Source organism: Nonomuraea sp. NPDC050733 (genome assembly GCF_040654215.1).
GTDB lineage: Bacteria > Actinomycetota > Actinomycetes > Streptosporangiales > Streptosporangiaceae > Nonomuraea.
In genome coordinates this window covers 89,663-109,635 of sequence record NZ_JBFAHO010000002.1, presented here as the reverse complement: position 1 = coordinate 109,635, position 19,973 = coordinate 89,663, and the positions used below count along the sequence as shown (strand labels likewise).

Below are 19,973 nucleotides of genomic sequence, written 5' to 3'. Positions count from 1 at the left end.
GCGGGATCGGGTGCGCTTGACTGGGGAGCACGCCGTAATAGAACACGTTCCAGATAGTTGGGAACCATCCCCCTTGAGGTGAGTCACCGTGCGGATCGATCTCGTCGACCAGGACCTGTACGCGCAATCCGGACCACCCCTCGACCAGCTCCGCCGGCTGCGCGAGAACGAACCGGTCTACCGCCACGAAGGCGACCCGGCGTTCTGGGCGGTCACGCGCTACGACGACGTCGTGCAGGTGTCGCGGCGCTCCGACGTGTTCTCCTCGGAGCGCCGGCTCGCGCTGTTCGACGAGATGCCGGAGGAGCAGCGGGCGTTCCAGCGGATGATGATGCTCAACCAGGACCCTCCGGAGCACACGCGGCGGCGCTCGCTGGTCAACCGGGGCTTCACCCCGCGCACGATCGGCGCCCTTGAGCAGCACATCCGTGAGATCTGCGACGACCTGCTCGACAACTGCTCGGGCGAGGTGGACTTCGTCACCGAGGTCGCCGCCCCGCTGCCGCTGTACGTCATCTGCGAGCTGCTCGGCGCGCCCGTGTCCGACCGTGACAAGCTCTTCTCCTGGTCCAACCGCATGATCGGCGCCCAGGACCCGGACTACGCGGACGCGCCCGGCGGGGGTGGCGACGCGGCCATGGAGCTCTACGCGTACGCCAACCAGCTCGCCGCCCAGCGCCGGGAGAACCCGCGCGACGACATCGTCACCAGGCTCATCCAGCCCGACGAGCACGGCCAGACCCTCGACGAGAACGAGTTCGACCTGTTCGTGCTGCTGCTGGTCGTGGCGGGCAACGAGACCACCCGCAACGCCGCCTCGGGCGGCATGGTGGCCCTGTTCGACCACCCGGAGCAGTGGGAGCGCCTCGTCGCGGACCCGTCGCTGGCGCGCACGGCCGCCGACGAGATCGTCCGATGGGTGTCGCCGGTCAACCTGTTCCGCCGCACGGCCACGCAGGACGTGACGCTCGGCGACAAGCAGATCAAGGAGAACGACAAGGTCGTCGTGTTCTACTCCTCGGCCAACCGGGACGCCTCCGTCTTCCCCGACCCGGAGGTCTTCGACATCGGCCGCGACCCGAACCCGCACATCGGCTTCGGCGGCGGCGGCGCCCACTTCTGCCTGGGCAACCACCTGGCCAAGCTGGAGCTCAAGGTCCTGTTCGAGCAGCTGGCCCGCCGCTACCCGCGCCTGCGCCGCACGGGTGAGGCCCGGCGGCTGCGCTCGTTCTTCATCAACGGCATCAAGGAGCTCCCCGTCTCGGTGAGCTGAGCACCAAGATCACCATTTGCGTGGCGGGCGGCGGACCGGCTGCCTAGCCTGATCGGCATGACCGCCTCCCCCGCCCCGCCCACCACCGCGAGAGCCGACATCCACGTCTCCCACCATCAGCTCCTGGTCACCGAGCCGGGGCGCGATCATCCCGGCAGCGTCCCCAACGGGCTGACCGCCTCCGCCCCCGGCGCCGCCGTGATCCTGACGGGCATCCACACCGGCGTCGTGGACGTCACGGTGCGTCTGGCCTCGGCCCGGCCGCCCGTCGATACGGGCTGGGACGAGACGGAGGAGGTCGAGCTCATCACCTTCACCGGCGAGATCTGCGTGGGCGGCCTGATGTCGGAGCCTCCCGCGGCCCTCCCGGTCCTGACGCCGCAGGGACCGGGGCGGTACGGCATGCGCGTGCAGGCCCGCGGCCGCGACCTCGACCCCACGGGGGTGCCGAAGGTGCCGTTCGAGTTCTACCTGGTGACGGTGTGGCCGCTGGACGTGGGGGCCGAGGCCGCCGCCCGGCTGGGGGTGGGGGTCGCCGAGGAGCTGGGCTTGCCGGACAAGTCCTCCGAAATCCGGCGATGGGCCCGCGAGCACGGGTTGCCGCAGTCGGAACGGGGCCGGCCGGCGGGTCAGGGTGACCCGGCCCGGATCGCGCGGCCCCACCTGCCCACCGCCGTGCGGGGCATGGCGCCCGTGGTGGGGCACCGCGTCCGGATCGTCAATCCCTTCCAGGACGTCGCCGCCCCGCCGCCGCTGCCGGACGGGCTCGTCGCCGCCGCCGCCGACTCGCTGCTCATCCGTACGGAGAAGCGCAGGGGCGTCGTCGGCATGCACGTGAGCTGGCAGCCCGCCGCGCCCCGGACGACCGGGCGGGGCTGGGAGCAGTACGAGGAGATCGAGTTCGTCACCACGACCGGCGTGATGCGCGTACAGGGCCTGACGGCCGAGGGCGATGGCGGCGGCGAGACGAACCTGACGCCCCAGGGCGCGGGCCGTTACGGGCTGCGAGTCCACGGCCGCGGCCGTGACGGCGACCGGCTGTCGAACCGGCCGAGCGAGTCGTACCTGCTGGTCGTATGGCCCGTCGCCCTGGGCGCCGCATTGACCCTGGCACCGTGACGACCTCGTCACCGCTCCACCCCGTTCACGAACACCTTGTGCAGGACCAGGTCATCGGTGAACGAGATGTGGTCAGGCCCGGCGACGTCGGTGAAGTCGCAAAGAAGGGCGGCGGGCAATTCATGGGTGTCCAACGTTTCCCGTTCTGTGGCACTGCGCCCTGACCAGCCTGGCGGTGCATTCAGCCACGACATGAGGAGCCGGCCTGCCGACGATGAACGCTCGAGGAGCTGGGTGCAGAGTGCAGGTCTGGTCAACGGTAGCGGTGGCGGTGGTGGCGGGCGGCCCGGATGCGGGCGAGGATGCGGGTTGTCTGGCGCGGTGTGGGGCGCCAGCCGCATTCGATGAGGGCGTTGGCGACGTGCTCCAGCAAGGCCGCCGTCTGGCCGGGGATCACATCCTTGCGCACCGGGATGACGCGCCACCCCCGCAGCCGCAGCTCCTCCCTGCGGGTGTCGTCGCGGTGCTGGTCGGCCGTGGAGGTGTGGTGCTCCTGGCCGTCGTACTCGACCGCCAGCCGGTATGGTCTCCAGCCGAGGTCTAGGTAGGCGTGGCGATCGCCGGCCAGGGTGACGCGGATCTGGGTGGCGGGGCGGGGCAGGCCGCCGTCCACGAGGATGACGCGCAGCCAGCTCTCCCGGGGTGAGCCCGCGCCCCGGTCGGCCAGGGCGAGCGTGTCGCGTACCTCCCACGAGGGGGCGCGACGCCACAGCTCCTCCAGGTCCACCCCGCGCCGGGCGAACTGGTCGAGGGCGGCCACCGCCTCCAGGCGCGGCAGCCAGCGGGCGCAGTCGAGTGCCGTGCGGCCGGGGGTGGTGACGCGCACCCCCTTGTGCTCGGTCACCTCCTCCGGCCGCAGCGGGCAGACGTGGGTCACGCAGCCGGGGAGTGTCAGGTGGCCGGAGGCGGCCAGCTCGACCGGCCAGTCGGCGTCGGCCGTGCCAGGGCTGAGCACGCGCAGGCCCCACACGTGCGCGGCGGTCTGACGGCAGGCGACGGCCTGCGGCACAGCCCGGGTGACGCTCCGCGCCCGGTCGAGCAGCGTGGCACGACGACGCGGCACGGACTCCAAGGGCACGGACACCGACAACACGGGCGCCGACGACGCGGATGCCGAGTACGCCGATGCCGAGGATACGGCCTCCGGGGACACGGAAGCCGGGGACACGGACACCGGCGGCACGGGGCCCGTGGCACGTGAGGGAGGAGGCGGTTTCACCCGCTCAGGATGACGGGGACAAGGCCGCCCCCACGCGCCGAACGGCGTTCTGTGGATGACGCATGCCCGTCCACAGAAGGGGGCCGTCCAGAGGGGCCGGCTAGGAGGCGGCGGCGCGGAGGTGGGGAAGCACCGCGTGGGCCAGGAGCTCGGCCTGGTCGCGGAAGTCCGGACCCACCGGCAGCAGGTTCATGGACGTGAACCCGCGACCGCACAGCGCCGTCAGCCGCTCCACCACCTCCTCCGCACTCCCGGAGACGGCACCCGCAGAGACGCCACTTCCAGCGACGGCCCCCTCCCGGGAGCCACCGGCCTCCACCCGCACGGGGACGTTGTAGACGCACGACACCTCCCGCCCGGCGGAGGCGGCCGAGGCCAGGACGCGCTCCCTCATGGCCGACGCCTGCTCCGGCGGCGCGAACCCGTACGACGGGATCCAGCCGTCGGCCAGCCGCCCCGTGACCTCCAGCGCCCGCTTGCCGTACGTCCCCAGCCAGATCGGGATCGGCCCCTCCGGCTTGGGCTCCAGGTCGGCCCGGAGCGTCCGGTAGCGGCCGCCCTCGAACGTGAAGGACGGTTGCGACCACAGCCCCCGGATGATCCGGATGGCCTCCTCCATCCCGTCGACCTTCTCCCGAGGCGACGGCACGCCCAGCCCGAACGCCCGGAACTCCTCGTCGGAGTAGCCGCCGCCGAGCCCCAGGATGAGCCGGCCGCCGGACAGCCGGTGCAGGGTCTCGGCCATCTTGGCGACCATCGCCGGCGACCGGTACGGCACTCCCAGCACCCGCGTGGCGACCCGGACGCGTGACGTGGCCGCCGCGACCCAGGTCAGCAGTGTCCACACCTCGTACGTCGGCTCGCTGCCACACGGATGGTCGGAGGCCGAGACGAAGTCGAATCCCAGCTCCTCCGCCGTCCGCGCGTCGCCCACCGGATCCGCGCCCGCCGCCGCGGAGGTGGAGATCCCGAGTCCGAACATGCCACTCACCCCTCCCAAAAGGTTTACATGTAAACCTAATCGGCAGTCGTTTACACGTCAACAACATGGTCTAAGGTGTGGGCATGGCGGAGCCACGATGGCTGGACGACGACGAGTTCCGGGCCTGGATCGGTTACCGGCGGATGCGGCTGCTGCTCGACGCCCAGGTCAGCCAGGACCTGCTGCGCGAGTCGGGCCTGTCGGCGCCCGACTACGACGTGCTGTCGGCGCTGACCTCCTCCGAGGGGCACCGGCGGCGGCTGACGGAGCTGGCCGACCGGATGCTCTGGTCCAAGAGCCGGCTCTCCCGGCACATCGGCCGGATGGAGCAGCGGGGGCTCGTCAGCCGCGAGGAGTGCGAGAGCGACGCCCGCGGCTCGGTGGTCGCGCTCACCGAGCACGGCCTGCGCACCATCCAGGAGGCCGCTCCCCGGCACGTGGAGTCCGTCCGCCGGCACTTCGTCGACCTGCTCACCTCCGAGCAGATCCAGGCCCTCGGCGGGATCGCCGAGACGGTCCTCGCCCGCCTGGCCCCGGGCGAGGAGCTCGGGAGGTAGGGGCTCCTACTCGACCCAGATGGGCCGCCAGTCCGGGATCTCGTGGAAGCGGCGCAGCTCCGACAGCCCCGCCAGGATGCCGCCCCAGGCCGCGTACGGCGGGCGCTCGCCCTCGAAGCCGCTCTGCACCAGCGTCAGGCGCGTCCGCCCGCCGGAGCCCTCCAGCTCCCACGTGCCGACGCCGGTGGAGCCCCAGTCCACGGAGAGCCGCCTCCCCGGCTCCAGTTCGAGGATCTTGGCGGGCTGGGGGTTGTCGAACCCGCCCATGGCGTAGCGCCCGCCCACGTACGGCTCGATCCCGATGGGGTACCCGAACCAGCGCGTGACCTTCTCCGAGTCGACCAGCGAGTCGAACACCGTCTCCGGCGCCGCGTCGATGACCACGCCGGCGCTCATGTCCCGCGAGGTGAAGTCGATCTTCGGGGTCAGCTCGCGGCCCTCCAGGTGCTCGGCCAGGTTCGCCAGGGCCAGGCACCAGTACGTCTGCAGGACCCCGCGGATGTTGGTGTTGGCCAGGGCCTCCTGGTGGTCGTAGTGGCTCTGCGTGATCGTCACGATCGTGGCGTCGGCGCCCTCCTCCTCGACCCCGAACTCGGCGGTCGTCTCGACGCCGTCGAGCGTCCAGGCGAAGCGGACCGTGCGGTCGTCGGCGTGCAGGAGCCGCTGGTGCGGCGCGTCGCCCTCGGGCGTGTGCCGGCCCCAGAAGGCGAAGGAGCCGTCCGGGCCGGCCTCCGCGTGCTCGGCCAGCCAGATCCGCATGGCGGCGGGGTCGGTCAGCGCGTTCCGGACCTCCTTGGCGGGGGCCTGGACGCGGGCGCGCAGGGTCATCGGGTCACTCATCGTGCTCCTCCTTCGGTTGCACCGGGTAACAGGCGACGGCGAGCTTGAAGGCGTCGCCCTCTGCCCCGCCGTACCTCGTGAACAGCTCCTGCAGCGTGGTCTGCAGGTCGCTCAGGAACCGCTGGCGGTCCTCCGGCCGTACGCGGATCTCCCCCGACACGCCGATCGACGGCAGCTCGGGAGCGGTGCGGTCGAGGGCCGCGACGTCGGCCTGGACCTCCTCCATGAGGTCCAGCAGGTAGCCGAGGCTCAGCTCGTCGCGCGCCCTGCGCAGCCCGATCCGGCCCACCAGGCGCGGCGACAGCCAGTACGCGCGGGCGCCGGCCCGGTAGATGCCCTCGCTGATGCCGCGCACCTTGCGCTCCGAGACCAGGTCGACGAGCCCCGCCTCGACGAGCCGTTTGACGTGGTAGTAGACCCGCTGCGGCGTCTGGCCGAGCCGCTCGGCGACCTCGGTGCAGGTCCGCGGCTCGGCGAGCTGCCGCAGCACCTCGACGCGCTGGGGCTTCAGCAGGGCCTCGGCCTGCTCCATCTCTTCCAGGTACAGGACGTCTCTCATCGCAAAAACAAGCTTTTACGTAAAAAGCAATTTTGTCAATAGGACGCAGCGAAGGAGCCCGCGAGCACGGGGAGGATCAGGGCCAGGAGCTGTCCTGGTCGTGGTCGCCGCCCTCGGAGAGCAGGCGGACGTCCGACTCGACCATCATCGCGACCAGCTCGTCGAACGGCACGGTGGGCTCCCAGCCGAGCTGCACCCGGGCCTTCTTCGGGTCGGCGCAGAGCAGGTCCACCTCGGCGGGGCGGTGCAGGGACTGGTCGGTGACGACGTACCGCTCCCAGTCGAGCCCGGCCGCGGCGAAGGCGGCCTCGGCCAGCTCCCTGACCGACTTCATGTGGCCGGTGCCGATCACGTAGTCCTCGGGCACGCCGGCCTGGAGCATGAGGTGCATGGCCCGCACGTAGTCGCCGGCGAACCCCCAGTCGCGCCGCGCCTCCAGGTTGCCCAGGCGCAGCTCGTCGGCCAGCCCGAGCTTGATGCGGGCCACTCCGAGCGACACCTTGCGGGTGACGAACTCGGCGCCGCGCCGCGGCGACTCGTGGTTGAACAGGATTCCCGACACTGCGAACATGCCGTACGACTCGCGGTAGTTCTGGGTGAGGAAGTGCCCGTACGCCTTGGCCACCCCGTACGGCGAGCGCGGGTGGAAGGCGGTGCGCTCGTTCTGCGGCGTCTCGCTGACCTGGCCGAACATCTCCGACGACGACGCCTGGTAGAAGCGGATCTGGCCACCGGCCGTGCCGCCGCGCGACACGCCGGAGCAGACCCTGATCGCCTCCAGCATGCGCAGCACGCCCATCCCGGTGACCTCGGCGGTCAGCTCGGCCTGCTCCCACGACATGGGCACGAACGAGATGGCGCCCAGGTTGTAGACCTCGTCGGGCTGAACGCGTTCCACGGCCGAGATGAGCGATCCCTGGTCGAGGAGGTCGCCGCGCACCACCTGGACGTCGGCGAGCAGCCTGCGCATGCGCGACACGCGCGGGTTGGCCTGGCCGCGGACCAGCCCCCAGACCTCGTAGCCCTCGCGGAGCAGGTGCTCCGCCAGATAGGAGCCGTCCTGGCCGGTGATGCCGGTGATCAAAGCGCGCCTGGCCAACGGGTCCTCCCCTATCACTACCGCGTCTGCTTGGGACGGGAATGTACAGCTAAGGCAATGTCACAGCACCAACTCGCCTAGAACACGTTCCACCGAATCCCGCTCGGGCATGCCAATGTCGCAGTTCGCACGCCGTGCGGAAGAGATGAGGAACAATTCCAGGCGACCTACCGAATGGTAGCCTTTTCGGACTAAGGTCATCTTTCACGGTACACGCCGGACTCAGCGTGCCTACCGGCAGAGAAAGGGGTGTCCGTTGCGGATCGCGCTGCTGTCCTACCGCAGCAAGCCGACCTGTGGGGGGCAGGGCGTCTACCTGCGCCACCTGAGCCGCGAACTCGTGGCGCTCGGGCACCACGTGGAGGTGTTCTCCGGACAGCCGTACCCGGAGCTCGACGAGGGCGTGATCCTCAACGAGGTGCCGAGCCTGGACCTCTACCGCGACGAGGACCCGTTCAGGACCCCCAAGCTGCACGAGTACCGCGACTGGATCGACCTGCTCGAGGTCGGCACCATGTGGACGGCCGGCTTCCCCGAGCCGTTGACGTTCACCCTGCGCGCCCACCGCGAGCTGAAGAAGCGCGTCGGCGACTTCGACGTCGTCCAGGACAACCAGACCCTCGGCTACGGCCTGCTGGGCATCCAGAAGCTGTTCCCCGTGGTCGGCACCATCCACCACCCGATCAGCGTGGACCGGCGCATCGAGCTGGAGGCCGCGCAGGGCTCCAAGCGGCTGTCGCTGCGCCGCTGGTACGGGTTCGTCAAGATGCAGGCCCGCGTCGCGCCCCGGCTCAGCCCCATCCTCACGGTCAGCGAGTCGTCGCTGGCCGACATCCACCGCGACTTCAACGTCCCCCAGGCCAACATGCGCCTGATCCCCCTCGGCGTCGACACCCGCTACTTCCACCCGCGCCCGGACAAGCCCCGGCGCAAGGGCTCGATCGTCGCCGTGGCCAGCGCCGACTCCCCCATGAAGGGCGTCGCCACGCTGCTGCGCGCCGTGGCCAAGCTCGCCACCGAGCGCGACGTCAACCTCACCGTCGTCAGCAAGCCCACGCCGGGCGGTCCCACCGAGCAGCTCGTCCAGGAGCTGTCACTGCAGGAGCGCGTCCGCTTCGTCCACGGCATCTCCGACGACGAGCTGGGCGAGCTGATCGCCACCTCCGAGATCTCGGTCGTCCCGTCCCTGTACGAGGGCTTCTCGCTGCCGGCCGTCGAGCACATGGCCTGCGCCACGCCGCTGGTCGCCAGCCGTACCGGGGCGCTGCCCGAGGTGGTCGGCGACGCGGCGATCCAGGTCGCGCCCGGCGACGCGGAGGAGCTGGCCGCGGTGCTGCGGCGGCTGCACGACTCCCCCGAGGAGCGCGAGCGGGTCGGCCGCGCCGGATACGAGCGGGTCATGGAGCGCTACACCTGGCACGTCGTCGCCAAGCGGACCGTCGAGGCGTACCACGAGGCCATCGCCGCCCACGGCCGTACCCGCTGACCCACCCCAGCCGAGAGACCCTTTTCCCCTGACCACAAGGAGACGGATCAAGTGCTGACCGTGGACTTCGCCCGGCTGCCCGTCGGGCCCGGCACACGCGTGCTCGACCTGGGCTGCGGCGGGGGCCGGCACGCCTTCGAGGTGCTGCGCCGCGGCGCGGACGTGGTCGCCTTCGACATGGACCAGGCCGAGCTGGACGGCGTGGCCGCCATGTTCGCGGCGATGGACAAGGCCGGCGAGGTGCCGCCGGAGGCGACCGGCGAGACCGTTCAGGGCACCGCGCTGGAGATGCCGTTCGAGGACGGGAGCTTCGACCGGGTCATCGCCGCCGAGGTGCTGGAGCACATCCCCGACGACATGGCCGCCATGCGGGAGATCTTCCGGGTGCTCAGGCCCGGCGGCACGGCCGCGATCACCGTTCCGAGCTTCCTGCCCGAGCGGATCTGCTGGGCGCTCGACGAGGACTACCACACCGCCCCCGGCGGGCACGTGCGCATCTACACGCTGGCCGAGCTGTCGGCCAAGCTCAAGTCCACCGGCTTCGTCATCGGCCCCCACCACCACGCCCACGGCCTGCACGCGCCGTACTGGTGGATCAAGTGCGCGGTCGGCGTCAACAACGCCGAGCACCCGCTGGCCAAGGCGTACCACGAGCTGCTGGTGTGGGACATCATGAAGCGCCCCGCCGCCACCCGCCTCGCCGAGGCCCTGCTCAACCCGCTCATCGGCAAGAGCGTGGTGCTCTACGTCAGGAAGCCCGCGGCGTGATCGGCCGCGAGGAGGTCGTCCGTACGGCCTTGAGCATCGCGGCGATCCAGCAGGACGACGGCGGCGTGCCGTGGCCCGAGGGGCACGTCGACGCCTGGAACCACGTCGAATGCCTGATGGCCATGACCGTCGCCGGGCTGGACGAGCCCGTGCGGCGCGGCTACGACTGGCTGGAACGGCACCAGCGCGACGACGGCTCCTGGCCGATGAAGCTGGTCGACGGCGTCGCCGCCGAGCGGGGCGGCGAGACCAACCACGCGGCGTACGTGGCCGCCGGGCTGTGGCACCACCACCTCGTGACCGGCGACCAGCAGGTCACCGAGCGGCGCTGGCCGATGGTCAAGGCCGCCCTGGACTACGTCGCCGGGCTGCAGACCGCGCGCGGCGAGATCGTCTGGGAGCGCGACGCGCAGGGGCGGCCCTCGACGTACGCGCTGCTCACCGGCTGCTCGTCGATCCACCAGGCGCTGCGCTGCGGCGTGCTGCTGGCCGAGCGCCTCGGCGACCCGCAGCCGCACTGGGAGCTGGCCGCCGACCGGCTCGCGCACGTGCTGTCGGCCCACCCGGAGGCGTTCGCCGACAAGAGCCGCTTCTCGATGGACTGGTACTACCCGGTCCTCGGCGGGGCCGTGCGCGGGGCGCAGGCGGTGGAGCTGCTGGAGCGCGAGTGGGGCACGTTCGTGGTGCCCGGCCTCGGTATCCGGTGCGTGTCGGACCAGCCGTGGGTGACGGGGGCCGAGACGTGCGAGCTGACCCTGGCGCTGGACGCGCTGGGTCAGCGTGAGCGGGCGGAGCGGCTGTTCACCGACATCCAGCACCTGCGGCACGAGGACGGGTCGTACTGGACGGGCTGGCAGTTCGCCAACCGCAAGCACTTCCCGCACGAGCGGTCCGGGTACACGGCGGCCGCCGTGGTGCTGGCCGCCGACGCGCTGGAGGGGCTGTCGGGGGGCGCCGGGCTGTTCCGCGACGTGAGCGCGCCACCCGTCCCACCGTCGGACCCGGACCTGTGCGGCTGCACGCCGGCCCGCGCCTGATCTTGCCCTGCCCTGACTCCGCAAGGGCTTTTGCGGTTTCTTTGCCGTAAAAGCCGGAGCGGCACCCTGGGCAGGCGCAAGCGGGTCACTAGCGTCGGGAGTGGCCGTACGAGGCGTCTTCGGGGGAAGCGTGGGCGACACGGGCACGACTGCTTTTTTGCATCATGACGGGATCGATCCGGCCTCTGCGCCCCCGGCCGCCGGCTGGCGCAGGCTGCTGGCCCGCGACGCCGACGAGGTGGTCGCCGGCCCCTGGGCCGCCGGACCCGCCCGGCGCGCCGTCGAGGAGGCCGAGAGCTCCTACGTCTCCGGTTTCAACGCCGCTCTGTCCCGTGATCCCGCCGTGTTCCAGGAACTGCTCGACGGGCTGCCGCACGAGCGGTGGACGTTCGCCTGCGAGGGCGCGGGGGCGGCGAGCGCGGTGCTCGACCTGCTCACCCTGGCGCGGGGCCGGCGCCTGCGCGAGCTGCTGTCCGGACCGGCCGCGCGCCATCACCACGCCGTCCACCTCGGCGCCGGGCGTGGGTACGCGCTGCTGCGCCTGCCTCCGGTACGCGGGGCGCGCCGGGGGCATCCGCTGCTGCGCTGGCTGGCGGTCGACGGGTACGGATTCCAGCGGAGCCAGGAGTCGAACGCCCGCATGCTGGACGAGCGGGCCATGCCGGGGCTGCTGACGCGGGCCCGCTGCGCGACGTTCGACCAGGGGCTCGGCCGGCTGCTGTGGCACCACGAGCGGGCCTCGGCCGTGGCCGTGGCGGACCGGATCGCCGGGTTCCCCGTGGGGCGGCGGGCCGACCTGTGGGCCGGGGCCGCCTTCGCCGCCACCCGCACCGGCGGCGCCACCGGTGATGAGCTGGCGCTGCTGACCGAGCGGGCGGGGGCCGACGGGTACCGGTCCTCCCTGGCTCAGGGGTGCGCGTTCGCGTCGATGGCCGTGGTGCGCGAGGGGGCGCTGCTGGGGCCGGCCATGCTGGCCGTGCCGATCCTGGCGGGGGCCGAGCCGGAGGAGGCGGCGTCCTGGGCGGACCGGTCGCTCCTGGCCCTCGGCCACGACGTCCGCACGCACGACGACTACCTCGCCTGGCAGGGGGAGACCCGCCGCGCCTGGTCCCGCCGCCACCACCTCGTCACCCGCTGACGCGCCGCCGCGATTCCGGCCCCGGCACGCGTCAGACGCCGGGACGGACCCGTTCCAGCACCCGCAGCGACCCCCGGACCGTGACCTCCTCGAACGCCCCGGACTCCAGCGCCCGCAGGTACACCCGGTACGGCGCCTGCCCGCCGTCGGCCGGATCGGGATAGATGTCGTGGAAGACCAGCGCCCCGCCCTCCATGACGTGCGGCGCCCACCCCTCGTAGTCGCGCGTCACCGGCTCCTCGGAGTGGCCGCCGTCGATGAACAGCATGCCGAGCGGGGTACGCCACAGCGCGGCCACCCGCTCCGACCGGCCCACGACGGCGATGACCTCGTCCTCCAGCCCGGCCGCGGCGATCGTGGCCCGGAAGACCGGCAGCGAGTCCATCTTGCCGAGCCTGGGGTCCACCAGCGTGGGGTCGTGGTGCTCCCAGCCGGGCTGGATCTCCTCCGAGCCGCGGTGGTGGTCCACGGTGACGACCACGGTCCCGGCCTGCCGGGCCGCCGCCCCGAGGTAGATGGCGGACTTGCCGCAGTACGTACCGATCTCGCAGATGGGGCCCCGCTTGCCGTACCGCAGGGCCGTCTCGAACAGGGCGAGTCCCTCGTCCGGCGGCATGAAGCCCTTGGCGTGCTCGGCGGCGTCCAGAAGATCGGGCGGCATCATCATGAACCGCACCCTATTCGACATCCCCCTCCGAGACCGAACAAGGTTCCGGAGACCTCTTGCCCGGCATTATGCAACCTGTTCTACTTGGCACGTGAATCAGCGCGCTCGCATCGCGATGTCCGGCGACGAGGCCGACGCGTTCCTCGCGTCCGCCCGCAAGCTGCAGCTCGCGACGATCAACCCGGACGGCACGCCGCACCTCGTCACCATGTTCTACGCGCTCGACGAGCGCGGGCGGATCGTCTTCTGGACCTACGCCAAGGCCCAGAAGACCCGCAACCTGGGGCGCGACCCGCGGGTGACCTGCCTGGTGGAGACCGGCGAGGACTACGGCGAGCTGCGCGGGGTCCTGGTGTACGGCAAGGCCGAGCGCGTGGAGGACCCGGAGCGCGTTCTCGACATCGGCCTGCGCGTGGCGCGCGCCATGACCCCGGGCGTGGCCGACGAGCACCTGCTGCCGTATGTCGAGCAGACCGGCCGCAAACGGGTCGGATTCGTCGTCGAGCGCACCAAGGTGGTCTCATGGGATCACAGGAGGCTCACGTGAAAGTCAAGGTCGACGAACTGGTCTGCGAGGCCAATGCCGTGTGCATGGGACTCGCTCCCGAGGTGTTCGATGTGGACGACGACGACCAGCTCCACATCCTGCTCCCGGACCCGCCACCCGAGATGCACGACCGCGTACGCCACGCGGTCCGGTCCTGCCCGAAAGCCGCACTCTCCCTAGAGGAATAGCCGTCCCCACAGGACCAGCCCGGAGGAGGAACCCCCATGCGCGCCGCGCTTCTGCACGCCGTAGGCGACGACAAGCTCGACATCCGTGACGACGTCACACTGGCTCCCGTCGGCCCCACCGAGGTACGGGTCCGGGTCAGGGCCACCGGCGTCTGCCACTCGGACCTGTCGGCCATGTCCGGCGTGCTGCCGCAGCCCGTGCCGCTCGTCCCCGGGCACGAGGGCGCGGGCGAGGTGGTGGAGGTCGGCGACCACGTCACCTCCGTCCAGCCGGGCGACCACGTCATCATCAGCTGGCGCCCGGCCTGCCAGGAGTGCCGGCTGTGCGTGGGGGGTCAGCCGTACCTGTGCATGAAGTACACGGTGGAGGCGTTCAGCAAGGGCAACTTCCGCTTCGGCGGCGACACCATGGCCTTCGGCATGGCCGGCTGCGGCACCTGGGCCGAGGAGGTCGTCATCCCCTGGCAGGGCGCGATCAAGATCGACGCGGACGTGCCGTGGGAGGCGGCGGCGCTCATCGGCTGCGGCATCACCACCGGCGTCGGCGCCGCCGTCAACACCGCCCGGGTCCGCCCCGGCTCCACGGTCGCGGTCGTGGGCTGCGGCGGCGTCGGCCTGTCGGTCATCCAGGGCGCCCGCCTCTCCGGGGCCAGGGTGATTCTCGCCGTCGACCCGCTGGAGTCCAAGCACGAGCTGGCCAGGAAGGTCGGCGCCACCCACACCGTCACCCCCGACGGCGTCGCGGGCGCCCTCGGCGAGCTGACCGGCGGCCAGGGCTTCGACCACGCCTTCGAGGCGGTCGGCAAGGGCGCCACCATCCAGGCCACCTGGCAGCTCGCCCGGCAGGGCGGCGACGTGGTCGTGGTGGGCGCGGGCGCGGTGGACGACATGGTGTCGATCTCCGCGTTCAGTCTGCTGTTCGAGGGCAAGAGGCTGCTGTCCAGCGTGTACGGCGAGGCGGACGTCCGGCACGACTTCCCGTACTTCGCCGACCTTTACAAGGCGGGACAGCTCGACCTCGACTCCATGATCAGCGCCCGTATCCGCCTGGCGGACCTGAACGACGCGGTGGCGGCGTTGAAGGGCGGCGAGGTCCTCCGCCAGGTCGTCATCCTGGACTGACCTGGACGCTCGACTCCCCTGGACGCTGATCGCTCTCTGATCGGCCGTTCGGGTACCCCCGGGGTTTCAGCGCCCTCGGCGCATGTAGGCGCGGAGCGACAGCGGGACGAAGATCACCAGCAGCGCGGCCGACCAGAGCAGGACCGTGGCCACCGGATGCGCGAGTGGCCAGGCCACGTTCCCGGACGGGGCGCCCGGGTTGCCGAACAGCTCCCGCGAGGCGGCGGTGAGCGCGCTCACCGGGTTCCAGTCGGCCAGGAAGCGCAGCCAGCCCGGCATGCCGCCGGTCGGGACGAACGCGTTCGACAGCATCGTGAACGGCAGGCTCAGCGGCACCATCGCGTCGGCGACCTGCTCGTTCTTCACCGCCAGGCCCACATAGACGCCCACCCAGCTCAGCGCGTACCGCAGCACGATCATCAGCAGGAACGCCTGGGCCGTGGGGATCAGGCCGCGGTGCGGCTGCCAGCCCACCAGCAGGCCCGCGCCCACCATGATGGCCAGCATCAGCAGGCCGATCAGCAGGTCGGCGCCGGTCTGCCCGAACGGCACCGCCGAGCGCGCCATCGGCATGGAGCGGAACCGGTCCATCACACCGCGGGAGGCGTCGCCGACCATCCGCGTCATGACCCCCATCCACGCGGAGAAGGTCACCATCGCGAACAGTCCGGGCATGAGGTACTCGCGGTAGTCGCCGCCGTCCGGCACCGGGATCGCGCTGCCGAAGACGTAGCCGAACAGCACCACCATGACGGCCGGGAAGATCAGCGCGGCGACGATCTGCCCGGGCTCCTGCCGCAGCCGGCTCAGCTCGCGGCCGACCAGGGTCAGCCCGTCGGTGATCGTCCAGCGCAGGCGGCCCAGTGGTGGGGTGAGTGCGGTCATCGCACGGTCTCCTTGCGGTCGGTGAGGCGCAGGAACACCTCGTCGAGGGTGGGGCGGCGCAGTCTCACGTCGGCGGCGTCGACTCCGGCGCGGTCGAGCTCGCGCACGATGTCGGCGAGCCGGAGGCGGCCGCCGGGCAGCGCGACGCTGAGCCGGTCGGCGCCCGGCGTCGTGGGATCGGCGCCGGTGAGGGCGTTCAGGACGGTCATCGCCGCAGGCAGTGCGGCGGGGTCTTCGAGGACGACGTCGAGGCGGTCGCCGATCGTGGCCTTCAGCTCGTCGGGCGTGCCGGCGGCGATCACCCGCCCGTGGTCGACGACGGCGATGTCGTCGGCGAGCTGGTCGGCCTCGTCCAGGTACTGCGTGGTGAGCAGCACGGTGGTGCCGTGGGCCACCAGCTCACGCACGCTGTCCCAGATCTCGCCGCGGCTGCGCGGGTCCAGGCCGGTGGTGGGCTCGTCCAGGAAGAGCACCTGGGGGCGCAGGATGAGGCTGGTGATCAGGTCGAGGCGGCGGCGCATGCCGCCGGAGTAGCCGAGAACCGGCCGGTCGGCGGCGTCCATCAGGCCGAAGCGTTCGAGCAGCTCGTCGGCCCGCTGGTGCGCCTGCCTCCGGGACAGGTGGGACAGGCGCCCGAACATGCGCAGGTTGCCGCGGCCGGTGAGCTTCTCGTCCACGGCGGCGTACTGGCCGGCGAGCCCGATTCTGGCGCGCACCTCGCCGGCGTCGCGGACGACGTCGTACCCGGCGATGCGGGCGTGCCCGGCATCGGGGTCGGACAAGGTCGCCAGGATGCGCACCGCGGTCGTCTTGCCCGCGCCGTTGGGCCCCAGCACGCCGCAGACCGTGCCCGGCGGGACGCTCAGGTTCAGGCCCCGCAGGGCGTGGGTGTCGCCGAAGGACTTGTGCAGCCCTTCGGCGACCACGATCGGATCAGACATGACCCCTCCACTGGGTACGTTGTACGCGGTTGCGGGTCAGGTTAGGTTACTGGGTACCATGTACGCAACTGGGGAGGAGGAGACGGTGGCCGACGCCGAGTACGTGAACATCTGGATGCGGCCCGAGCGCCCCGCCCGCGGGCCGAAGCCGGTCTACAGCCGCGCGCAGATCACCGAGGCGGCGATCCGGATCGCCGACGCCGAAGGGCTGGAGGCCGCCACCATGCGGCGGATCGCCGCCGAGATCGGCGCCGGCGCGATGTCCCTCTACCGCTACGTCCCGAGCCGCGACAACCTGGTCGAGCTCATGGCCGACCGGCTGATGGGCGAGATCGACGTCACGGGCCTGCCCTCGGGCGACTGGCGCGCCGACCTGACCCGCTACGCCGACGGACTGCGGGCCATGTGGCTGAGGCACCCGTGGATCGCCACCGTGCAGCGGTCACTTCCCAGCTTCGGCCCCAACCAGCTGCTCCTGATCGAACGGCTGATGGGAGTGCTCGACGTCTTCGTCTCCATCGACGAGAACCTCGGCCTCATGGCCATGCTGAACGGCTACATCGAGGGCACCGTCCGCGAGGAGATCAGCTCGGCCGAGGAGTTCCGCCGCAGCGGGCTCAGCGAGCCGGAGTGGATGGCGCGGAGCTACCCGTACATCGACGGGCTGGTGAAGAGCGGGAAGTACCCGATCTTCACCAAGATCGTGATGGAGGCGCGCCAGCCGCACCTGAGCCGCGACGACCAGTTCCGGTACGGGCTCCAGCGCGTCCTCGACTGCATCGCCGCGGCCCTCCCGGCGACGGCCCGTGACAACTGAGCGGCCTCCGGCGCCAGCACTGCCGGGACCGTCGGCGGTCCGGGTCAGCCGGCCGGCAGCAGGGCGTGCAACTCGGCTGCCTCGATGATGTGGGCTCGTGCCGGAAAGACGCGGCGGAGCAGCATGTCGTGGACTTCGGTGTCCGGGTCGGCGACGCCGTCGGACAGGACGTAGAGCCGATAGTCGCGGTCGGCCGCGTCGACGACGGCGGACAGGACCGCGCCGCTGGTACTGATACCGGAGAGCACCAGAGTGTCGATGCCGCGTTCGCGCAGCCGCTGGTGGAGGTCGGTGGTGGAGAGGCCGCCGGAGCGGATCTTACGGACCGTGATGTCGCCCTCCTGGGGAGTCAGGCGCTCGTGAACCCACGCGAGTGCGCATACCTTTCCAGTGGTGTCTCGTGGCGTGGCCGGTGGTTGTTCCGAAGAACAACATCATGTTGACCAAGTGCATCCAAGCGGCTGGTGGACGCCGAGATCAAACAACCGATCCGCTCGCGATGAACAACCGTCTGTTGTGTCATTGAGGGCTTCGACGCTGTGCGCGCCTTCGTGGCCACCGCACCCGGCTCTCGCCGCGCTCCGCTCCGGGCAGTTCGACCACACCACTCTGGCCAGGTGACGTGCACCACCCCACCTCGGGTGCCACGGGCTTCGCCCACCGCCTGCCGGAATGCGGGCCGCAATAAGGCCACAATGTGAGCTTTGTCACTGAAAATAAAAAGGCCCACCGGAAAAAGCCGTGCAATACGGACGACCCTCTTCGGCGCCGCCGCGTGAAGATCGCCTGCTCGGCGAGCGGTAGCGCGCGGCGCCCACTCACGCATCCTTCACTGTTTACGGTCAGCCGGCGGGATTCACGAAGCCCAGGTTTTCTTTGAATGGTCAACGAACCTCGGGCGGCGCGCGATCGGCGGCTTGCCCCGCAGTTGTCATCGTTCTAACATCGCGTGGCGCAGGGATTCAGGAGCGCCTACCGGCATCGGATCCCCGCGATTTTCCTCCGCACGACGAGGCGCCCAACAATTGCGCCTCACCACACCGAATGCCGCTGATCGCGGCAGAGATACAAGGAGGTATCCCATGCGATCGCAGCGAAACTTCAACCGTCACGGGGCGTGGCTCACCACGGCCGCCCTGGCCGGTCTGGTGCCGCTGTTCCCCGCCGCGCCCGCCCTGGCGACCACGTCGGCCGGCTCGGCCGCGCCCGACCCTGTCGGCGTCTACGTTCTCAGGGTCACCCCCGCCACCAGCGGCGATCCCGCGCCCGTTTCGGCCGGCACCCTGCTGTGCGGCCCGGACGGAGGCGCGCACGCCAGCCCGGCGCAGGCCTGCGACCAGCTCCGGCGCGCGAACGGCGTGGTGGAGCGCATCCCGGAGGACCCCGGCATGTGCACCAAGGAATACGCCCCGGTGCACGTGACCGCCACCGGGGCCTGGAACAGGCAGTTCCGCGAATTCACGCGGACGTATCCGAACCTCTGCACGGCGGTGCGTGCCACCGGAGGCGTCCTCTTCGCCTCCTGATCAGCGGCCTTTCCCGAAACCGGGGCATCCCGGTCCCCACTCTCACATGGCCGTCACATGAACGGCAGATGAGGACGTGCCTGCGAGAATGGGCCCTTCCGTGGTGCCCCGGGACAGGGCTGCCCGCAATCCCGCCACCGGACTCCGAAACGCTTTCCGAACGAGGGAAGGATATATTCGTGTTCAAACACCTGGCTTTCGCGGCCGTTCTCGCGGCGATCGCGGCCCTGCCGGCCACGACCGCACGGGCCGAAACGCAGACGCGGCCCGCGACCGGTCATTCACCAGAAATGATCGGCTATGAAAAAACGGGCGGGTTCGCCGGAATTCAGCGCAGCATTTCGATAGACCGGCACGGCCGGGCGCGGGCCGCCTCCGCCGCGGCCACCGCCGCCTTCCAGCTCACCGCCGCGGAGCTCAGCCTCCTGCGGCGCAGGCTCGGCAACGTCTCCACGTGGAGCCCCTCCACGGACGGCTGCGACGTCGCGGATCACTTCACCTACACCCTGCGCTACCGGGGCCACCGCGCCGTCCGCTGCCACACGGTGCCGCGTGACTGGGAGCCCGCGGTCGCGCAGCTCGACCAGATCATCGACCGCCACCTCACGACGACCAGGTCCACGGCGCACGACTGATTCCCTTCCGCCGCCACCAGGCGGCCACGGTCGGGGCGGCCTGGGCGAGACCGGTCAGGAGGGGGCCGGCGCTCGCCGATCGGGGGGCCGTCCCGGCTCCGCCTTGACCTTGACACCGGCGACAACGTTTACGCTCGGGCCCCCTGGACGCCGAGGAACGGAACCCCCATGAGCGCAGACCGCCGATCCCTGCTCGGCCACGACCAGCGCTTCTTCGAGGCGCTGACGGCCGCTGAGCCCAAGGTCCTCGACGACCTCCTCGCGGACGACTTCGTCCTGGTGAGCGTGGAGGACGGGGCCGTCGTGGGCCGGGACGTCCTCCTCGACGCCATCGCCACCGGCGCCGTACGGTTCCCGGCGATCGAGTCGTTCCCGGATGAGGCCGTCGTCCGCCGCGTCGGGGACGTCGGGATCGTCGTGGGGCGTACCGGCATGAACTTCACCCATCCCGACGGTACGGCCTTCAGCGCCGGCAGCCGCTACACCCACGTCTACGTCGCCGTCTCCCCCGGCGTCTGGCGGCTCGTCTCCGCGCAAGGCACCGCCATCGAAGCCCCGGCATAATCGC

Annotated in this window: 24 protein-coding genes; 14 read left to right on the top strand and 10 right to left on the bottom strand. The window is 71.2% G+C overall.

Features of this window, described 5'->3' with window-relative positions; translation table 11 throughout:
• The first annotated feature begins 88 nt into the window (after nucleotides 1-88).
• Both AB0H64_RS04195 and AB0H64_RS04190 read left to right on the top strand, forming a co-directional pair.
• Nucleotides 89-1,273: a cytochrome P450 gene (locus tag AB0H64_RS04195; protein ID WP_357619922.1), complete on the top strand. Its 1,185-nt coding sequence runs from the start codon at nucleotides 89-91 to the stop codon at nucleotides 1,271-1,273.
• A gap of 57 nt (nucleotides 1,274-1,330) precedes the next feature.
• Nucleotides 1,331-2,392, top strand: coding sequence for a hypothetical protein (locus AB0H64_RS04190; RefSeq protein WP_357619920.1), 1,062 nt, complete (start codon nucleotides 1,331-1,333; stop codon nucleotides 2,390-2,392).
• Nucleotides 2,393-2,400: 8 nt separating this feature from the next.
• Here the strand turns inward: AB0H64_RS04190 and AB0H64_RS04185 are convergent, their stop codons facing one another.
• The 3 genes from AB0H64_RS04185 to AB0H64_RS04175 form a co-directional block, all read right to left on the bottom strand.
• Nucleotides 2,401-2,526, bottom strand: a complete 126-nt coding sequence (locus AB0H64_RS04185; protein ID WP_357619918.1) for a hypothetical protein — start codon at nucleotides 2,524-2,526, stop codon at nucleotides 2,401-2,403.
• 119 nt (nucleotides 2,527-2,645) lie between these two features.
• A complete protein-coding gene (locus AB0H64_RS04180; protein ID WP_357619916.1) occupies nucleotides 2,646-3,455 on the bottom strand; it encodes a DUF559 domain-containing protein in 810 nt (269 codons plus the stop codon).
• Between the two features lie 256 nt (nucleotides 3,456-3,711).
• Nucleotides 3,712-4,593, bottom strand: a complete 882-nt coding sequence (locus AB0H64_RS04175; RefSeq protein ID WP_357619914.1) for an LLM class flavin-dependent oxidoreductase — start codon at nucleotides 4,591-4,593, stop codon at nucleotides 3,712-3,714.
• An 83-nt stretch (nucleotides 4,594-4,676) separates the two neighbouring features.
• Here AB0H64_RS04175 and AB0H64_RS04170 point away from each other — a divergent pair, with 83 nt between their 5' ends.
• Nucleotides 4,677-5,150, top strand: coding sequence for a MarR family winged helix-turn-helix transcriptional regulator (locus tag AB0H64_RS04170; protein WP_357619912.1), 474 nt, complete (start codon nucleotides 4,677-4,679; stop codon nucleotides 5,148-5,150).
• Between the two features lie 6 nt (nucleotides 5,151-5,156).
• Here the strand turns inward: AB0H64_RS04170 and AB0H64_RS04165 are convergent, their stop codons facing one another.
• The 3 genes from AB0H64_RS04165 to AB0H64_RS04155 all read right to left on the bottom strand — a co-directional run bounded on the left by AB0H64_RS04165 (nucleotide 5,157) and on the right by AB0H64_RS04155 (nucleotide 7,648).
• Nucleotides 5,157-5,990 carry an SRPBCC family protein gene (locus tag AB0H64_RS04165; protein WP_357619910.1) on the bottom strand — a complete coding sequence of 278 codons (834 nt, stop codon included), beginning with the start codon at nucleotides 5,988-5,990 and terminating at the stop codon, nucleotides 5,157-5,159.
• Nucleotides 5,983-6,549: a helix-turn-helix domain-containing protein gene (locus AB0H64_RS04160; RefSeq protein ID WP_357619908.1), complete on the bottom strand. Its 567-nt coding sequence runs from the start codon at nucleotides 6,547-6,549 to the stop codon at nucleotides 5,983-5,985. The genes AB0H64_RS04165 and AB0H64_RS04160 overlap by 8 nt, the downstream gene beginning before the upstream one ends.
• 76 nt (nucleotides 6,550-6,625) lie before the next feature.
• Nucleotides 6,626-7,648, bottom strand: a complete 1,023-nt coding sequence (locus AB0H64_RS04155; RefSeq protein WP_357619906.1) for a GDP-mannose 4,6-dehydratase — start codon at nucleotides 7,646-7,648, stop codon at nucleotides 6,626-6,628.
• 256 nt (nucleotides 7,649-7,904) lie between these two features.
• Here AB0H64_RS04155 and AB0H64_RS04150 point away from each other — a divergent pair, with 256 nt between their 5' ends.
• The 4 genes from AB0H64_RS04150 to AB0H64_RS04135 all read left to right on the top strand — a co-directional run bounded on the left by AB0H64_RS04150 (nucleotide 7,905) and on the right by AB0H64_RS04135 (nucleotide 12,077).
• Nucleotides 7,905-9,134, top strand: coding sequence for a glycosyltransferase family 4 protein (locus tag AB0H64_RS04150; RefSeq protein ID WP_357619904.1), 1,230 nt, complete (start codon nucleotides 7,905-7,907; stop codon nucleotides 9,132-9,134).
• A 51-nt stretch (nucleotides 9,135-9,185) separates the two neighbouring features.
• On the top strand, nucleotides 9,186-9,902 hold the full coding sequence (locus AB0H64_RS04145) for a methyltransferase domain-containing protein (protein WP_310708652.1): 717 nt from the start codon (nucleotides 9,186-9,188) through the stop codon (nucleotides 9,900-9,902).
• Nucleotides 9,899-10,939 carry a prenyltransferase gene (locus AB0H64_RS04140; protein ID WP_357619901.1) on the top strand — a complete coding sequence of 347 codons (1,041 nt, stop codon included), beginning with the start codon at nucleotides 9,899-9,901 and terminating at the stop codon, nucleotides 10,937-10,939. Before AB0H64_RS04145 ends, AB0H64_RS04140 begins: the two co-directional genes overlap by 4 nt.
• Nucleotides 10,940-11,096: 157 nt before the next feature.
• Nucleotides 11,097-12,077: a DUF1702 family protein gene (locus AB0H64_RS04135; protein WP_357619899.1), complete on the top strand. Its 981-nt coding sequence runs from the start codon at nucleotides 11,097-11,099 to the stop codon at nucleotides 12,075-12,077.
• A 31-nt stretch (nucleotides 12,078-12,108) separates the two neighbouring features.
• On the opposite strand, the gene AB0H64_RS04130 is transcribed toward AB0H64_RS04135, so the two are convergent.
• Complete coding sequence (locus AB0H64_RS04130) at nucleotides 12,109-12,738, bottom strand: class I SAM-dependent methyltransferase (protein ID WP_357620780.1); 630 nt, start codon at nucleotides 12,736-12,738, stop codon at nucleotides 12,109-12,111.
• A gap of 97 nt (nucleotides 12,739-12,835) precedes the next feature.
• Here AB0H64_RS04130 and AB0H64_RS04125 point away from each other — a divergent pair, with 97 nt between their 5' ends.
• From AB0H64_RS04125 to AB0H64_RS04115, 3 genes are read left to right on the top strand one after another with little or no spacing between them, the layout of a single operon-like run.
• Entirely contained in the window at nucleotides 12,836-13,291 is a 456-nt protein-coding gene (locus AB0H64_RS04125; RefSeq protein ID WP_357619897.1) for a pyridoxamine 5'-phosphate oxidase family protein, read from the top strand.
• Complete coding sequence (locus AB0H64_RS04120) at nucleotides 13,288-13,479, top strand: ferredoxin (RefSeq protein WP_310708648.1); 192 nt, start codon at nucleotides 13,288-13,290, stop codon at nucleotides 13,477-13,479. The genes AB0H64_RS04125 and AB0H64_RS04120 overlap by 4 nt, the downstream gene beginning before the upstream one ends.
• 36 nt (nucleotides 13,480-13,515) lie before the next feature.
• Entirely contained in the window at nucleotides 13,516-14,601 is a 1,086-nt protein-coding gene (locus tag AB0H64_RS04115) for a zinc-binding dehydrogenase (protein ID WP_357619895.1), read from the top strand.
• Nucleotides 14,602-14,667: 66 nt separating this feature from the next.
• Here AB0H64_RS04115 and AB0H64_RS04110 read toward each other — a convergent pair whose 3' ends face one another.
• Both AB0H64_RS04110 and AB0H64_RS04105 read right to left on the bottom strand, forming a co-directional pair.
• Nucleotides 14,668-15,486 carry an ABC transporter permease gene (locus AB0H64_RS04110; RefSeq protein ID WP_357619893.1) on the bottom strand — a complete coding sequence of 273 codons (819 nt, stop codon included), beginning with the start codon at nucleotides 15,484-15,486 and terminating at the stop codon, nucleotides 14,668-14,670.
• The gene (locus AB0H64_RS04105) at nucleotides 15,483-16,427 is read right to left on the bottom strand and encodes an ATP-binding cassette domain-containing protein (RefSeq protein WP_357619891.1); all 945 of its coding nucleotides are present in this window, start codon (nucleotides 16,425-16,427) and stop codon (nucleotides 15,483-15,485) included. The genes AB0H64_RS04110 and AB0H64_RS04105 overlap by 4 nt, the downstream gene beginning before the upstream one ends.
• A gap of 58 nt (nucleotides 16,428-16,485) precedes the next feature.
• On the opposite strand from AB0H64_RS04105, the gene AB0H64_RS04100 reads away from it, so the two are divergent.
• Nucleotides 16,486-17,244, top strand: a complete 759-nt coding sequence (locus AB0H64_RS04100; protein WP_357619889.1) for a TetR/AcrR family transcriptional regulator — start codon at nucleotides 16,486-16,488, stop codon at nucleotides 17,242-17,244.
• Nucleotides 17,245-17,288: 44 nt separating this feature from the next.
• On the opposite strand, the gene AB0H64_RS04095 is transcribed toward AB0H64_RS04100, so the two are convergent.
• Nucleotides 17,289-17,597: a cysteine hydrolase gene (locus AB0H64_RS04095; RefSeq protein WP_357620778.1), complete on the bottom strand. Its 309-nt coding sequence runs from the start codon at nucleotides 17,595-17,597 to the stop codon at nucleotides 17,289-17,291.
• Between the two features lie 729 nt (nucleotides 17,598-18,326).
• On the opposite strand from AB0H64_RS04095, the gene AB0H64_RS04090 reads away from it, so the two are divergent.
• From AB0H64_RS04090 to AB0H64_RS04080, 3 genes are all read left to right on the top strand, one after another.
• Nucleotides 18,327-18,770 carry an SSI family serine proteinase inhibitor gene (locus AB0H64_RS04090; protein WP_357619887.1) on the top strand — a complete coding sequence of 148 codons (444 nt, stop codon included), beginning with the start codon at nucleotides 18,327-18,329 and terminating at the stop codon, nucleotides 18,768-18,770.
• 179 nt (nucleotides 18,771-18,949) lie between these two features.
• Nucleotides 18,950-19,405 carry a hypothetical protein gene (locus tag AB0H64_RS04085; RefSeq protein ID WP_357619885.1) on the top strand — a complete coding sequence of 152 codons (456 nt, stop codon included), beginning with the start codon at nucleotides 18,950-18,952 and terminating at the stop codon, nucleotides 19,403-19,405.
• 168 nt (nucleotides 19,406-19,573) lie between these two features.
• Nucleotides 19,574-19,969, top strand: a complete 396-nt coding sequence (locus AB0H64_RS04080; RefSeq protein ID WP_357619883.1) for a nuclear transport factor 2 family protein — start codon at nucleotides 19,574-19,576, stop codon at nucleotides 19,967-19,969.
• Nucleotides 19,970-19,973: the final 4 nt, after the last annotated feature.